14 protein-coding genes are annotated in these 15763 nt (G+C 37.5%); 5 read left to right on the top strand and 9 right to left on the bottom strand.

Features of this window, described 5'->3' with window-relative positions:
• Window positions 1–11: 11 nt before the first annotated feature.
• Window positions 12–1013, top strand: coding sequence for a YihY/virulence factor BrkB family protein (locus DUT68_RS15405; protein WP_113639212.1), 1002 nt, complete (start codon window positions 12–14; stop codon window positions 1011–1013).
• Between the two features lie 5 nt (window positions 1014–1018).
• Here the strand turns inward: DUT68_RS15405 and DUT68_RS15400 are convergent, their stop codons facing one another.
• Window positions 1019–3151, bottom strand: coding sequence for a response regulator (locus DUT68_RS15400; RefSeq protein WP_113639116.1), 2133 nt, complete (start codon window positions 3149–3151; stop codon window positions 1019–1021).
• Between the two features lie 175 nt (window positions 3152–3326).
• Complete coding sequence (locus DUT68_RS15395; RefSeq protein ID WP_113639115.1) at window positions 3327–5201, bottom strand: DNA topoisomerase IV subunit B; 1875 nt, start codon at window positions 5199–5201, stop codon at window positions 3327–3329.
• A gap of 207 nt (window positions 5202–5408) precedes the next feature.
• On the opposite strand from DUT68_RS15395, the gene DUT68_RS15390 reads away from it, so the two are divergent.
• The 4 genes from DUT68_RS15390 to DUT68_RS15375 all read left to right on the top strand — a co-directional run bounded on the left by DUT68_RS15390 (window position 5409) and on the right by DUT68_RS15375 (window position 10910).
• Window positions 5409–6761, top strand: coding sequence for an APC family permease (locus DUT68_RS15390; RefSeq protein ID WP_113639114.1), 1353 nt, complete (start codon window positions 5409–5411; stop codon window positions 6759–6761).
• A 46-nt stretch (window positions 6762–6807) separates the two neighbouring features.
• Window positions 6808–7968, top strand: a complete 1161-nt coding sequence (locus DUT68_RS15385; RefSeq protein WP_113639113.1) for a trans-sulfuration enzyme family protein — start codon at window positions 6808–6810, stop codon at window positions 7966–7968.
• Window positions 7969–8022: 54 nt separating this feature from the next.
• On the top strand, window positions 8023–8904 hold the full coding sequence (locus DUT68_RS15380; RefSeq protein ID WP_113639112.1) for a restriction endonuclease: 882 nt from the start codon (window positions 8023–8025) through the stop codon (window positions 8902–8904).
• A 758-nt stretch (window positions 8905–9662) separates the two neighbouring features.
• Window positions 9663–10910, top strand: a complete 1248-nt coding sequence (locus tag DUT68_RS15375) for a DEAD/DEAH box helicase (protein WP_113639111.1) — start codon at window positions 9663–9665, stop codon at window positions 10908–10910.
• 253 nt (window positions 10911–11163) lie between these two features.
• On the opposite strand, the gene DUT68_RS15370 is transcribed toward DUT68_RS15375, so the two are convergent.
• From DUT68_RS15370 to DUT68_RS15340, 7 genes are all read right to left on the bottom strand, one after another.
• On the bottom strand, window positions 11164–11892 hold the full coding sequence (locus DUT68_RS15370) for an acyl-CoA desaturase (RefSeq protein ID WP_113639110.1): 729 nt from the start codon (window positions 11890–11892) through the stop codon (window positions 11164–11166).
• Between the two features lie 77 nt (window positions 11893–11969).
• On the bottom strand, window positions 11970–12467 hold the full coding sequence (locus DUT68_RS15365; protein ID WP_113639109.1) for a cupin domain-containing protein: 498 nt from the start codon (window positions 12465–12467) through the stop codon (window positions 11970–11972).
• A gap of 67 nt (window positions 12468–12534) precedes the next feature.
• Window positions 12535–13152, bottom strand: coding sequence for a Pr6Pr family membrane protein (locus DUT68_RS15360; protein WP_113639108.1), 618 nt, complete (start codon window positions 13150–13152; stop codon window positions 12535–12537).
• 52 nt (window positions 13153–13204) lie between these two features.
• The gene (locus DUT68_RS15355; RefSeq protein ID WP_113639107.1) at window positions 13205–13513 is read right to left on the bottom strand and encodes a DUF3467 domain-containing protein; all 309 of its coding nucleotides are present in this window, start codon (window positions 13511–13513) and stop codon (window positions 13205–13207) included.
• A 143-nt stretch (window positions 13514–13656) separates the two neighbouring features.
• A complete protein-coding gene (locus DUT68_RS15350; protein WP_113639106.1) occupies window positions 13657–14085 on the bottom strand; it encodes a hypothetical protein in 429 nt (142 codons plus the stop codon).
• A gap of 2 nt (window positions 14086–14087) precedes the next feature.
• Window positions 14088–14378, bottom strand: a complete 291-nt coding sequence (locus DUT68_RS15345; protein ID WP_113639105.1) for a hypothetical protein — start codon at window positions 14376–14378, stop codon at window positions 14088–14090.
• A 17-nt stretch (window positions 14379–14395) separates the two neighbouring features.
• A complete protein-coding gene (locus DUT68_RS15340) occupies window positions 14396–15199 on the bottom strand; it encodes a hypothetical protein (protein ID WP_113639104.1) in 804 nt (267 codons plus the stop codon).
• Window positions 15200–15763: the final 564 nt, after the last annotated feature.

The raw sequence follows: 15763 nt of genomic DNA, 5'->3' as shown, positions 1-15763 counted from the left end.
TAATAGTTATGATGAAGAAAACACCTACCAAAATAAAGAACTTTTTTGTGCATACTTACGGCCTATTCATTGCCGCAGGAAAAGGCTTTGTGGAAGACCGCGTGATGAAATTAAGCGCTGCCCTAGCCTACTACACCATATTTTCGCTAACACCGCTTATCATTATCATCATTTCATCGGCCTCTATATTTTTGGGCGATAACATGGATCCAAACACCAAACTTTTTGGGGAAATAAGCGAAATGATTGGTGTAAACGCTGCAAACCAACTTCGTGCTTTTGTAGACAATGCTAACCTCTCTGGTAAAAGTACTTTTGGATTGATTGTAGGTATAGCAACCTTAATTATCGGTTCAACAGCCATCTTTATTGAAATTCAGGATAGCATTAACTTGATATGGAAAGTAAAAGCAGTGCCCAAAAAAGGATGGAAAAAATTACTGACTAACCGTTTGTTATCTTTTTCTTTAATCGCCTCACTTGGATTTTTACTGCTAGTATCGCTGGTAGTAAACAGTATTGTGGTTGGTATAGGGAGCAAGTTGGATGTTTATGCAGCTAAAATTGGCATCGAGGAAGTTTCAGGATGGCTGATGATCATCATCACAAACGCACTTACTTTGGCCGTTGTTACCACCATATTCGCCATTATATTTAAGGTACTTCCCGATGTGAATTTAAAGTGGAAGCCTGCCTTGGTTGGTGCACTTTTTACCGCTTTACTATTTAGTTTGGGCAAGTACTTAATTGGCATTTATATTGAGAAGGGCAACCCTGGATCAGCTTTTGGTGCAGCAAGCTCCGTAATTGTAATTTTGGTTTGGATTTATTACACCGCAGTTATTTTATACTTTGGCGCCGAGTTCACTCAGGCCTATGCCGAAAAATTTGACACGGGCATTTCTCCTTCAAAGTATGCGGTGCACTTAAAAACGATTGTGGTCGAAAAAGAAGTAAAGGAACTGCCGCCACAACACCCGGAAGATACCATTGCGCCAAAGCTGGACGATTAGCGAGCTTAAACTTTAATGTGTGATACAATTTTGTTAATCAGCTCGTTTTCCGAATAAGGTTTAAGCACCAAATCATTCATTCCTGCGGCCAAATATCTTTCCCTGTCCTCCTCAATAACATTAGCTGTGACACCCAAAATGGGTACCGACGATTGGCATGGATCATTTACTGCCCTAATATTTCGGGTAAGCTCTAATCCACCCATTACAGGCATTTGCACATCTGTAAGAACTAAATCGTATTTGTTTGCCAAAAACAATTGATAGGCCTCTGCTCCATCATAAGCAGTGTCAGTAGAGATGTCGTATTTCTTTAACACAGTTTGTGCAAGCAATACGTTCATCTTGTTATCGTCAACTAATAAAATACGTTTTCCAACCAAGTAAGCCACATCAGTGATAGCTAAGGTCTTCTCTTTTTTACTTTCATCTTCACAAATTTCATAAGGTATTTCAAATGTGAAGTTAGAACCCTCGCCTATTTTACTTTTTAAATTGATAGAGCCTTGTTGAAGTCCCACGATCTTTTTACATATAGCCAAACCCAAACCAGTTCCCTTTTGTGCATTTTTTGTAAGCGAATAATTCACCTGTGCAAACTCATCGAAAATAAGTACAGCATCTTTCTCTTCAATACCAATGCCCGTATCAATCACTTGCACACGCAAAATGCTCTTCTTTTTGGCACCAATTAATATGTCGGCTTTTAAAGTTACGGAGCCAACGTTGGTAAACTTAATGGCATTGCTAAGTAAATTCATTACCAATTGCTTTAGGCGTAACGAATCGCCCTGCACAAACAATTTATGATCAAAAGCTAATTGTTTTTCCAATTTCAGCCCTTTTCTAGAAGCTTGGATTGCAATGCTGCTCATCACCTCAGTTATTGCATCACTAGGAGAAAAAGCTACCTTATCAAAATTGATTTTGCCTACTTCATATTTAGAAAAATCCAGGATATCGTTTACTAAATCCATTAATATCTCTGAAGATGTTTTAATAGCTTCTAACTGTTCTTTTTGTTGTTCCGACAAATTATCTTGACTCAACTGTTCGGAAAATCCAATCACCGAGTTGAGCGGCGTACGTATCTCATGACTCATGTTGGCCAAAAACCTACTTTTCGACTGAGCATACTGTGACGCCTTTTGTCCATAGTCTATCAGCTTGCTCTCGTTCCTATAAATAATCCACAAGTTGAATAAAATAATAGCTACCAATAATATTAACAGCAAGTAAATTACACTGTAGATATCACTGATACTTTTAAAAGTATGGTCTAAATCATAGTGGATATTTTTTTTGGCTTCGGCTACAAAATTGACTTCATTTTGCTTAAAATTTTCAAGTAGATTAACAATTTCCTTGATAATCTTTGAGTTGATTTGCAAAATTTCAACTTCACTATCTTTAAGTAATTTATGCTTGCTATACAAATTGCGGAAATAGGAATTGATATTCCTCATTTGCAACAGATTATACCTTCTACTTGATAATGAGGTATCTAGCGTGATTTCTTTCTTAACTAAAATAGCAGCTGTGTCCGAATTTGACTTTTTTTTAGACAGAGCCGCTGCCAAGCGTCCGAAAAGCCCTTTCTGTTTAACCTCTTCTTGTTTAGGCTTAATAGTGTCTACAGTAATCATCGTTTTGAATTTGCCCTTATTGAGCTCGAAACTATTTGTTACCGTACGTATCTTAACTGTGTCAATTCCAGAACTTTTAAAAAGTAAGTTGTCAGTAAGCCTCCTAAGCTTAAGATAAGCATCCATCTTGGCTTTTTTTAGTTTAACTAGGCCTTTGATGTTTTGAGAATGTAACTTAGCACTATCATTAATTTTAAGGCTATCTAGGATACGAGAAAGTCGTCTAATTTCAGCCGAATATTGCTTCATGAAATTATTATTTCCCGTTGCTTCAAACAAACGCCCATTATTATCTGCCCGATAAAGAATTAATACACAGGTATCTAATGCAGAATAATCTGTTTCAATGAGATGGAGTTGATTAACATTAGCCGAAAGGGTATTAATGCGATTATTTCTTGTATAGAAGAAAATAGCGGCTATAAAAAGTGCTAAAATGAGTATAACAGTTAACCCATATCTAGACGAGCTCTTCGCTGAGTTGATAGTCATGCAATAATACAATAAGTTATTAAAGCACAAGCACTAAAAGAAGAGACTGTTGCTTTAAATAGGTAAATAGTAGAAAGCAAATATAAGCAATGGAAAATAAATAACCACGGCTAAATTGATTAACCGTGGTTATAAAAGGAGGTGTTAATAGATTGAAATTTTGAGCCGTAGCAAACTATGCTACTTCCAAATCTTCATCTTCTGCATTTGTTTTGTCAATTTCGTCTTTTTCAATCCGAAGGTTTCTAATGATATGTTGTTGCCTATCTGGCGTATTTTTGCCCATGTAGTACTCCAGCAAGCTTTTAATGGTTTGCTCCTTTAAAATCACTGGATCTAAGCGGATATCTTTTCCTATAAATAAGCCAAACTCATCGGGCGAAATTTCACCTAAACCTTTAAAACGAGTGATTTCTGGCTTACCGCCGAGTTTTTCAATTGCATTGCGGCGTTCTTCATCACTGTAACAATAAATGGTTTCTTTTTTATTACGCACCCTAAATAATGGGGTTTGAAGAATATAAACGTGGCCAGCTTTTACCAAATCAGGGAAAAACTGCAAAAAGAAAGTCATCATCAACAAACGGATATGCATACCATCAACATCAGCATCAGTGGCAATTACAATATTGTTGTAGTGTAAAGCTTCAAGGCCATCTTCAATATTAAGCGCATGTTGCAACAAATTGAACTCCTCATTTTCGTACACTACTTTTTTGGTAAGCTCGTAACAGTTCAAAGGCTTACCCTTTAATGAGAAAACCGCTTGTGTTTCTACGTCTCTCGATTTGGTGATTGATCCTGAAGCAGAATCTCCCTCGGTAATAAACAAGGTAGTTTCGTACCTCCGCTCATGGTTAGTATTGAAATGTACTTTGCAATCGCGAAGTTTTTTATTGTGCAACGATGCCTTTTTAGCTCTGTCGTTTGCTAATTTTTTAATTCCAGCAATATCCTTACGTTCACGTTCAGATTGCTTGATTCGAGCCTCAATCGCATCCGCTACTTCCTTGTGCTTGTGCAGATAATCGTCCAATTCCTTTTTCAAAAAATCGTTAACGAAAGTACGTACGGTTTGCCCTTCTGGTGCTATACGTTCAGAGCCTAATTTGGTTTTTGTTTGCGACTCGAAAACAGGCTCTTGCACTCTAATGGCTATTGCAGCGATAATAGATGCCCTGATATCTGAAGCATCATAGTCTTTATTGTAATACTCTCTAATGGTTTTTACCACCGCTTCACGAAATGCCGCTTGGTGCGTACCGCCTTGCGTGGTATACTGACCGTTCACAAATGAATGGTAATCTTCACCATATTGCTGCCCGTGGGTCATGGCTACTTCAATGTCATGCCCTCTTAAATGAATAATTGGATACCTAATTTCCTCAGGCTTATTTTCACGGGACAACAAATCATACAATCCACGCTCTGAGAAGTATTTTTGCCCATTAAAATTGATGGTTAAACCTGTGTTAAGAAACACGTAGTTCCAAATCATACTTTCTACAAAATCAGGAATATAGCGGTAGTTCCTGAAAATAGTTTCGTCGGGATAAAAGGTAATGGACGTTCCATTGCGCTGTGTAGTTTCAATTTCGGGATGTTCAGTAGTTACCAGTCCTTTACTAAACTCTACTTTTTTGCTTTTACCATCGCGATAACTTTGTACCACAAAAATAGTAGATAATGCGTTTACCGCTTTGGTACCCACACCATTCATTCCTACTGATTTTTGAAAGGCATTGCTGTCATATTTACCACCGGTGTTCATTTTCGAAACACAGTCAATTACTTTTCCCAAAGGAATACCACGACCGTAATCTCGTACAATCACTTTATGTTCATGCAAACTGATATCAATGGTTTTACCGGCTCCCATCATAAACTCGTCAATAGAGTTATCGATAATTTCCTTTAATAAAACGTAGATACCATCATCCTGAGCAGAACCATCGCCAAGCTTACCAATGTACATCCCTGGCCTACGGCGAATGTGCTCCTGCCAATCTAATGATTTAATACTGTCTTCGTTGTAAATAGGTTCTGCCATGCTAAAAAGATGTTTGCTAACTGAAACGCAACCTTACAAATTTAATTAATTTTCGAGGCAATTTCAGCTTAGATTTCCACATTTGAACAATTTGCGCCATCACTCTTGTATTTTTTTGATGATGAAATTGCCGAGCAGTTTTTTATTGTTAAATTGGGCATTGTATTAACGTAACGCATCAGCTAAACTAACAAACTAGAAACTCAAATGAGCTCCGAGAAAAAACAACTTTCCCTATTCGATTTGTCAATGATTGTAGTAAGCCTAGTCATAGGGATGGGGATATTTAGAACACCTGTAAACGTTGCTGCCAAAGCCCAAATTCCCGAACTGTTTTTTTTAGCTTGGATAGTAGGTGGCTTTGTTGCTCTGTGTGGCGCATTAACCTATGCCGAAATTGGCTCTCGATATCCGGTAACCGGCGGCTACTACAAAATTTTCTCGGTTTGCTACCACCCTTCCATTGCCTTTGCCATTAACTGTATTATTGTGGTAAGCAATGCTGCATCGGTAGCCGGGGTTTCTTTAATAGGTGCCGAATATCTCAACAAGGCGCTTTTCCCCACAGAAATGCAAACCAACGAGTACCGTATTTTAATTGGCTTGGTGAGTATCATCATTTTCTACACCATTAACTTACTCGGATTAAAAACCAGCTCCAGAACCCAAAATGTACTTACCATCATTAAGGTATTAATGGTAACCACCTTAATTTGCGCTGTATTTTTCGGTGGCCAAACGCAACAGTTGCCTTCAGTTTTTAACACCATCAGCGGAGCGCCAGCCACTTGGAGCGATTACGGAAAAGCACTGGGCATTTGCTTAATTGCGGTGTCGTTTACCTTCGGAGGATACCAACAAACCATCAACTTCGGCGGCGAGGCTAAAGATGCCAAAACAGTAGTTCCACGGTCCATATTGATAGGGTTGGGAATCATCATCACTTTGTATATGGCCATTAACTATGCTTACGTTAAGGTTATTGGTTTTGAGCAGCTGAAAAGCGCACAAAGCATTGCGGCTATTTTAGCAGGTCAAATATTTGGCCCAACTGGCTTCACCATTCTTTCGGTATTGATATTTTTTTCGGTGCTGGGCTACGTAAATGTAAACTTGCTAAGTAATCCCAGAGCAATGTATGCCATGGGCGAAGAAGGCGCACTTCCCAAAGTATTCACTAAAAAAACAAAGAAAAATGATGTAATGGTAGTGAGTTTGACCATTTTCACCATCCTTTCCATTTTAACGTTGTTTTACGCAAAAACCTTCGATAAAATATTAAACTACACCATTTTTATGGATGGCGCCGGAATGATTTTTTCTGCCGCCACTATTTTCTATTTGCGTAAAAAAACGGCTCATCTGGATAAAAATACCATTTATACAATGAAGCTTTACCCGATAATGCCAATCATTTTTATAGCTGCCTATCTATTTGTTGCCATTAGTATTTACAATGATGATCCAAACGCCGCATTAAATGGGATTTATATTTTCATTGGCTTCGTAGCGGTTTATTTTATCCAAAGATTTTTTAATAGCAGCAAAGCAAAAAAATAAGGTTAATGCTCAGCTTTTAAATTTCGACTTTATACTTTTTAACTCAATGGATATCTCTTACATACTCAACGAACTTGGTGAAGAGCGTGAGCATTACTTCAATGCCATTGCACCGCCAATTATCCAGACCAGCAATTTTAAATTCAATACAGTAGAGGAGTTTAGAAATGCTTTGGACGACGAATTTCAAGGCAATTTGTATTCTAGAGGATTTAATCCCACCATTGACATTTTAAGAAAGAAATTAGCTGCGCTTGATGGCGCCGAAGATGCATTGGTTTTTGGCAGTGGCATTGCCGCTATCAGCATCCCAGTATTATCTTTACTAGCGCAAGGCGATGAAGTGGTTTGTGTTGAAAATCCTTACAGCTGGACCATCAAATTGTTTAAGGACTTGCTCCCAAAGTTTGGAGTTAAAACTACTTTCGTTAATGGAAGCGACACTTCAGCTATTGAAAACGCAATTACGTTAAAAACAAAGTTGATTTATCTCGAATCACCGAATACTTTTAGTTTTGAAGTACAGGACTTAGAAGCCATCGCTAAACTGGCGAAAGCCAAAGGCATCATCACCATGATTGATAACAGCTACTGCTCTCCACTTTACCAACAACCCATCCAATATGGTATTGATTTGGTTGCACAGTCGGCTACTAAATACCTTGCTGGCCACAGCGATGTAGTTGCAGGTGTAGTTACAGGCAAAAAAGAGCTGATAAAAAAAATCTTCGAAAAAGAATACATGAATATCGGCGCTTCAATGGCTCCTCAAAATGCATGGCTACTGCTGAGAAGTTTACGTACCCTGCCTATCCGCTTAGAAAGGATTACAGCCAATGCCAACAAGGTAATCGCTTATTTACAACAGCACCCTAAAGTAGAAAAAGTACTCCATCCATTTAGCGCAAATAACCAGCAACTTGCTTTGGCCAAAAAGCAAATGAAAGCTTGCGGCGGACTGTTTAGTATGGTTATTAAAGATACAAGCCTAGAAAAGATAGAAAGTTTTTGCAATAACCTGAAGCATATCCTCATGGCAGTTTCTTGGGGTGGTTACGAAAGTTTGATCATTCCAGCTTGCGCAGGCATTAGCAAGGCTGATTTTGACAGTAATAATCCGAGACACGTGCTAATTAGAATATACATTGGCTTAGAAGAACCTGAATATATTATTAGAGATTTGGAGGGGGCGTTGAAGTTAGTTTAAAGCATTAAGTGGATTTGTTGAGTTTTTATTAGATTAGCAAGTCAGATACAGACCATGGAAATTCCGAAATTTGACGAAACATTTTTACCGATACTTGAAATATTAAAAACTGGTAAAATTTTCAAAACACGTGATTTAATAGATGAAGTGAAATCTAGATTTTATTCTCGGCTTTCTGAAGAGCAGCTGAAACAAAAAACAAAATCAGGTGATTTGCTTATTGACAATAGGATAGCTTGGGGTAAATCTTACCTAAAAAAAGGTGGTTATGTATTTTTTCCACAAAGAGGTTTTGTACAAATAACAGAAAAAGGGAAAAATCATTCGAGTAATCTCACAATTAGAGATTTGGAGAATGAAACTTCACTTTTTGACTTTTATAAACAAGAAATTCCTAAATCGAATACAAATACTATCCCCGAAACCAAAGTGTCATCCCCACAAGATTTAATCGACGAAGGTTTTAAGAGAATTGAAGACGATGTAAAAAGTGAGCTACTGACAAAATTAAAAGGAACTAATCCTTATTTTTTCGAAAAAGTTGTATTAAAACTTCTTAAAAAAATGGGGTATGGAGAGTTCATCGAAACCGCTAAATCTGGAGATGGGGGAATTGACGGAATTATCAATGAAGATCAACTTGGATTAGATAAGATTTATATACAAGCAAAAAGATTTAATGATGGTAAAGTGAGAGAAACTGATATTAGAAATTTTATTGGTGCTATGAGTGGCGACACTAATAAAGGAGTTTTTGTTACGACGTCTGATTTTGACAATAAAGCCTTGGAAAAAGCTCGTTCTGCTCACCATAAGATTATTTGCATTGATGGAAAAAAATTAGTTGAACTAATGCATCAATTTAATGTTGGTATTCAAGTAAAGACAACTTATGAGATTAAACAAGTTGATGAAGACTTTTTCGATGAACAATAACCCCCTCGCTTTCCCCAATTATAAATTTATGGAAACCTCTATCCAAGGATATAACCTTTCCGTTGCTTTGCGAAAACTCTAAAACCTTTGCGGTTAATTTTATAGCGCAAAGAAAAATAAAGGCGTCGCAAAGGGCGCAAAGTAATCTCCAAGCCTTAAAACACATAGAATGAGAATTGATGTGGGTTTAGAAAAGAATAGAAACAACCCCACTCTTTCCAATTAGAAATTTATGGAAACCCCTATCCAAGGATACAGCCCTTGCGTAGCTTTGCGGTTAATTTATAGCGCAAATAATTGCTTAACTAGCAACACAAGAATTGAAAATCCTCAGATGCAAAACCTACATTAAACATACTAAGCTTTGACAAACATATAAAGAACGGGATAGTTGTTTGTCAAAGCTCGTAAATAGCATGAGCCACTGTAAATTAAACCCGATTGAAGTGAAAATACTTTTGCTACAGATTGCTCTGTTCCTAGCAATGACGAAAAAAAAGCAAAAGATTGCAACGGAAAGCGGGACTGAAAAGCCCTATGAAATGTAAGCTTTCATTTTCAAAACCCTAAAAAACTGAATACCGTATATTTTACCTATCTTTGTTGCTCGAAGCTGAATTTCTTTAATCATTAAAGCAACTCGCAAGTTAGTCCTTCTTAAAAATGATTGTTCTAGCTTCTTCGATAGTAATGGATAAAGCGTTTAAAACACACTTTACTTTTTACTTTTACTTTTTTACTTTTTTACTAAAAAAACAATGTTATTTTCGCAATTAAGGCTAATTGAGCCTATATTAAAAGCCGTTGAATCGGAAGGATACACCCAACCTACGCCTATACAGGAAAAAGCTATTCCAAGCATATTAAAACTTAAAGATCTACTAGGTTGTGCCCAAACAGGTACAGGAAAAACCGCCGCTTTCGCCATACCTATGTTGCAAATTTTGCACATGAGGCACTTAAAGAGCAACAAAAAAGCCATCAAAGCGCTGGTATTAACACCAACTAGGGAACTTGCTATTCAAATTCAGGAAAGCTTTAATGCCTACGGAAAAAACTTACCAGTAAAAAATACCGTGATTTTTGGCGGTGTAGGACAACAACCACAAGTTGATGCACTTAGAAAAGGTGTCGACGTTTTAGTAGCCACACCAGGTCGCTTGCTAGACTTGATGAACCAAGGTCATATCAATTTAAGCGAAATTGAAATATTTGTGCTCGATGAAGCAGACCGTATGTTGGACATGGGTTTCATTAATGATGTTAAGAAAGTGGTAAGCAAACTGCCATTTAAAAGGCAAACCTTATTTTTCTCGGCCACCATGCCGCCAGAAATTGAGAAATTAGCAAACACCATTTTAAAAGAACCCGTAACTGTAGAAGTTACGCCGGTTTCATCTACTGCCGAAACCATTAACCAATCCGTTTATTTTGTAGATAAACCAGATAAAAGAAAGTTGCTGAAGCACCTGCTAGATGAGCTTAAAATAGACCATACTTTAATTTTCACCCGCACTAAACACGGTGCCGACCGTATTGCGAGGGACTTGGCAAAAGATGGTATCAAGGCCGCCGCAATACACGGAGACAAATCGCAGGGTGCTAGACAAAGGGCCCTGACCGAGTTTAAGGAAAGAAAATTGAGGGTATTGGTTGCCACCGATATTGCCGCCCGTGGTATTGATATTGATGATCTAACCTACGTATTTAACTACGATTTGCCCAACATTCCTGAAACTTATGTGCACCGAATTGGTCGTACAGGAAGAGCAGGAGCTAACGGAAATGCCTTGTCTTTTGTTGACGCCGAGGAGAACGAGTACCTTATTGCCATCCACAAATTGATCAAAAAAGTAATTCCTATTGTAGAGAATCATCCCTACCCATTAAGTTGGAAAAGCATGTTAGCTAGCAAGGAAGTGGTTCGTAAGCCACAAAAAGATTCAAAAGGAAATGCAGCAGCTAGTAGTAACAAAAAGAAGAAATTCCACAAAAGCAGAAGATAGATAATTTTCGTAGCGCAGCTGCTCTGCAAAAAAATAAAGATAGTCCGGCTTTCCGCTGTAGTCCCTCCCTTTGGTCGGGCGCTGCCGCTACAATCCGGGCTATTTTACATGATAACTGCTCCTATTAAAATAATACCAAACGCTTAACATTGCTAAGTGTTAAGCAATCTCAATTGATAGGTTGATTCCAAGAAACACCGGCCGGGTTACTTGGTTTCTTGCAATAAGGATTTAACAAGCCAAATTTGGTTTATTAAGCTTTCCTAATTTTAATGATCCTCAGCCAATGCATCACTTTCATCATTGGATAGGTAGGATCAAACTCCCACCATTTAGTAGCAAAGTTTGGAGAATTTGGCTTCTTATGGTGATTATTTTGAAACAACTCGCCCATTAACAAAAAGTCCCAAGGCAATGAGTTTTTACTGTGGTCGTCATTATCGTGGTTTGAGTAGCCATACTTGTGGCCACACCAGTTAACAACAGCACCGTGAATAGGGCCCATTAAAAAATGGATGGGCAACAATAAAAACATCCACCATTGTGTAGCAAAAGTAACGTAAAACCAAATATAAAATGCTGCACAAGCTAACCTCCACAACCAAGAGTCGCCAATTCTGTCTATAATTGGCCATTCAGGATAATTGCCCTTAAAAGCTGGTTCTGGTTCAATTTTGTGAAGCAAATATGCCAAGTACATGTTTTTAGTCGCAATCATCATCCCAAAAACATCCCTAAAAAAATGCGGCGAATGCGGGTCTTTTTCTGTATCACTATAAGCATGGTGCATACGGTGAAGTATGGCGTAGGCTCTAGGGTTTAAAAATGACGAACCCTGTGAAATTAACAAGATAAGATAGAAAAAACGTTCCCAAAATTTATTCATCTTAAACATTTTATGTGATGAATAACGGTGTAAGAAAAAAGTTTGGCTAAACAATGATAAAAACCAGTGCGCCAAAAAGAAAAATAATATGATCATACAAAAAAACTACGAAGTCTATTTCGCAATAGTCTTCAAAAACAGCCAAATGGCGCCACAAAGTTACGGATTAAAAACTACCTACCGAAATCGTCCTGAACACGTACAATATCATCTTCGTCTGATGGATTTTGAGCATCCGTGTGCTGCCATATTTCCGCTACTACTCCCCAATCATCTAAACCAATTAAACGATGGCGCTCACCTTTATGTAGTTTAATTTGATTGCCCGGAACGTAAGTTTTCAATTCACCTTCTTCATCAGTTTCACTAGTTTTAATCCCTACGGTTCCACTTACTACCTGCCAAATTTCGGCCCTACGATGATGGTATTGCCATGATAAACGAGCATTTGGAGCAACTATTAAAACTTTAGGACTCAATTTGCCACCAATTTTTAGTGTATCTACATCTAATCCATCGAAATAAGTATCAGCAAATTGCTGCGCCTGGGCTTCATCAATCACGAAAAAACCACCCCAAGGTCTACTTTCATCTCTAGTTACTACGTTAAATCCCTCTAATTTTAAACGTTGTGCAACGTTTTCGAATATCTCTTTTTTTTGCGATTCCATTTTTCAAAAATAATACTAATAAAAAACCTTAAAAGTCTTTTTGTTTTAATTCCCCTAAAATTTAATGTTAAACACGTTTAGCTTGCCGCTTACCTATGGCAATAAATAGTACAGATAGTACGGCAAACAGTGCTGTAACCGCAAGGCAATTAACCATTACACTTTGTAGGCCTAGCTTATCCATATTTAAGAACGGATACGGATAAAAACCGCTGTAATTGCCTCTAAGCATTACAACAATGCAATAAACTAGCGGATAACTGAGCCACCACCACAAATTGCTCCATTTCAAAAAGCGCTTCACCACAAAAACACTCCAATAAATTAAAAATAATAACGGCACTACAACATGTAACAACTCATTTACCAAAGCTCCCCAACCACTAAATGTCCATAAAAATCGTAGTACCACATTGTATACAAGTGCTACTACTAAAATGTAAACCATTAACGCTGTTTTGGTAGTATGCCTACTAAAAAACACACCTAGAGCAGTTCTAGGAAGTAACACTATTGAAGTGCTTGCTATGGCAATAAGTAAATTACTTTGAATTGTAAAGTAGCTAAAAAATCTTACCAACAACTCGGGTTTAGGCGCAACGCCACTATTGAATTGCAAATAAAACTGGCCTATTAAGGCAAACCAAGCCACTATAGCAATAGCCGCTAAAAATTTTTTCTCCATTTACCCCAGCCTTTTAGTTAACACTTGTACCGGTTAATTCAGTGTAATTATATTAAGCCTGAGCAGTTGGACCTCCAAATCCCATCGGAAATGGTGTTTCATCTTGCGTTTTAATACGTCCATGAACAGCTTCAAATTTCTCAATGTTGTCTTGCATGGCAAGCATCAATCGCTTTGCATGCTCAGGAGTTAAAATAATTCTCGACTTAACTTTTGCCTTTGGAATACCAGGCATCACTCTGATAAAATCTAAAACAAATTCGGTGTTAGAATGGGTGATAATTGCCAAATTAGAAAAAATTCCTTCCGCTATCTCCTCCGACAACTCTATATTTAATTGATTTTCGTTCTGTTGTTCCATGCTGTAAATTTAAAAAAATATGCTTCCCTTTGCGCAAAAAGCAACTAATAATTTCTCACAGCGAAACCCTTAATTGCCCCCTAAGCAAAAAAGCAACAGAAGCTACTGCTCCCATTGCCTAATTAACCCATATGAAAAAAATACTATGGTTTAATGTATAATTGTAAAATGCCTGCAGATTGCTGCTGAATTTCGATTGGTGTACAAGTACCGGCTTTAAACTTACTGATTGGTATTTTAAAGGTGATTTGTCGACCAAAATTATTTGTAGGATAGTAATTGTAAAGCAACACTATTTCCAACTCATTCTTTTTTAAATCGTTGTCAGTAAGCAAATACCGCGTACCAAAACTACCACAATCAAAACTAGTAGCTACTACCCCTCCTATTTCCTTTCCCGCAATCGTTACATTTCTCACCCAATAATTCTGATCTTCCTTCGCTAAATAAAAACTTGCTCTAGTTTCAGCTATCGTTTCAACATCATCCTCGTCTAAATCCTGCTGCTCGGCCTTTTTGCAGCTTAAACAGCAAATCAACAGCATCGTTAAAAATAGTACCGTCTTTTTCATCACTACAAACCGCTACAATCTACTTGGCGCCAGGCCTCCGCCGCCTCCTTAATACTTACGCCTTGTTCACAGTTACCTATTTTATCAATCAATTTTAAAGCAGCATCTTTTAATGCAGTACAATTGGAACGTGACTGATTTGCAGTAAATGCGTTTACTTTTTGCATGTAGGTTTGATACGCTGCATCCCAATCACAACTGCTACTATCATCCTTTTCGCAACCTGTTAATGCAAACACTATTAACGTTGCCATAGCCACTAAATAAGCAGCGATTCTTTTAGATTTTTTCATGATTTTATGATTTGTAGTTAAAAATTGAAGTTTATACCTAAGCCGAATTTGTAGTCGACATCATATCTAGTGGTAATACCGAAGCCTTTACTGAATTTGTAATCCAATCCAAATCCAAAGAGAAAGTCTCCCGTAAAATCGGATGTACTGGCTGAAGAGCCGTAATTAGATTTTGCAGTTGAATACCGCAACAAAGCACCGCCATAAACGAAGGGGAAGAGTCCAACGTTTACATTATTAGCATTGTTCAACTTGTTTATTGGAAAATATAAATTGGTGTATAAGCCAAAATCATTTAAGGTAATTGAAGCATAATCATCTTCATAAAATGATCCATTTATAAGCAAACCTAAATTGAGATGCGAAAATAGCGTAGCATCAGTTGAAGCTGCTTTATTATTAAAAAAGTCGGCCATCCCGGTTATTGATGCGGTGTAACCTTCTATAAAATTCCATGTAAGCCTGCTGGGTGCGTAATAGAAATCGTTTGTTTGTTTAGCTTGGTTTTGCTTTTGCGCAGGACTTACACTTAGCACATTTGCTGTTTGCGCTGCCGTGGTTGGCTTTGGTACAGCAACGTTAGTTTTAGGCTGTTCAATGTATTCTTTGGTGCCGTTTTTATAAATAATCATAAAAACTTCAGTTTTATTAATGTTGTAGGTCGGTCCTTCTAACATTTCAAACTTTTTGTACTTAATGAGATCATCTGTAATCTCAAGCACCTTTGCTTTGATATCGGTTTTATCGTTCTTAACGATGACATCCTGTGCAAAGCTTCCGAAATAGAAAAAAATCAATAAAAATTTTAATGCAATCTTCATGTTGTTGGTTATTGGTTTAAAAAATTCTAGTAATCAATTTTTAAATTGATAAACCAAAATTATCTACAAGCCAATAGCCATTAGCACTACAAAACACCTTAAATTAAAGGGTAATTTAACGGTATTAAAAAAGTATTGCGTGAAGTCCTGAAATAGGTCGATTACTTTCTGATTTTTCCAAATCTCATTAAAGCCTAGATATCCGAGCTGGAGTTAAAGACCTTTTTATAGTTTTTTTGAAATCTACATTTTTGGTAATGTATCATTAGCCACGTTAGCATTTTCTTAGTTCAGATATCGTCTCGGATGGTTATAGATAGCTATGAAAAGTCTGGGCTATGCCAATTCTTATAATCCAGTATTACAACGTTAGAAAATCTCGACGTACTTGTAGATTGACGTCGGCAATCTTAAGTATAGAGCAGCTTTCTTTCGGTATCTTATTGTCTTTGCTTTTTATTGGTCCACAGTAGGATCATAATTTTCCCCTGCTGTTTTCGGGGCGGGGCCGGTACGATAGTCCGGAGCGGCGGGGGGGCCTGCGCAGGATCCCGTCCAATGTGC

This window comes from Pedobacter zeaxanthinifaciens, from assembly GCF_003313335.1.
Lineage (GTDB): Bacteria > Bacteroidota > Bacteroidia > Sphingobacteriales > Sphingobacteriaceae > Pedobacter > Pedobacter zeaxanthinifaciens.
The sequence above is the reverse complement of the archived record's forward strand: the minus strand, read 5'-3'. Positions and strand labels throughout refer to the sequence as shown.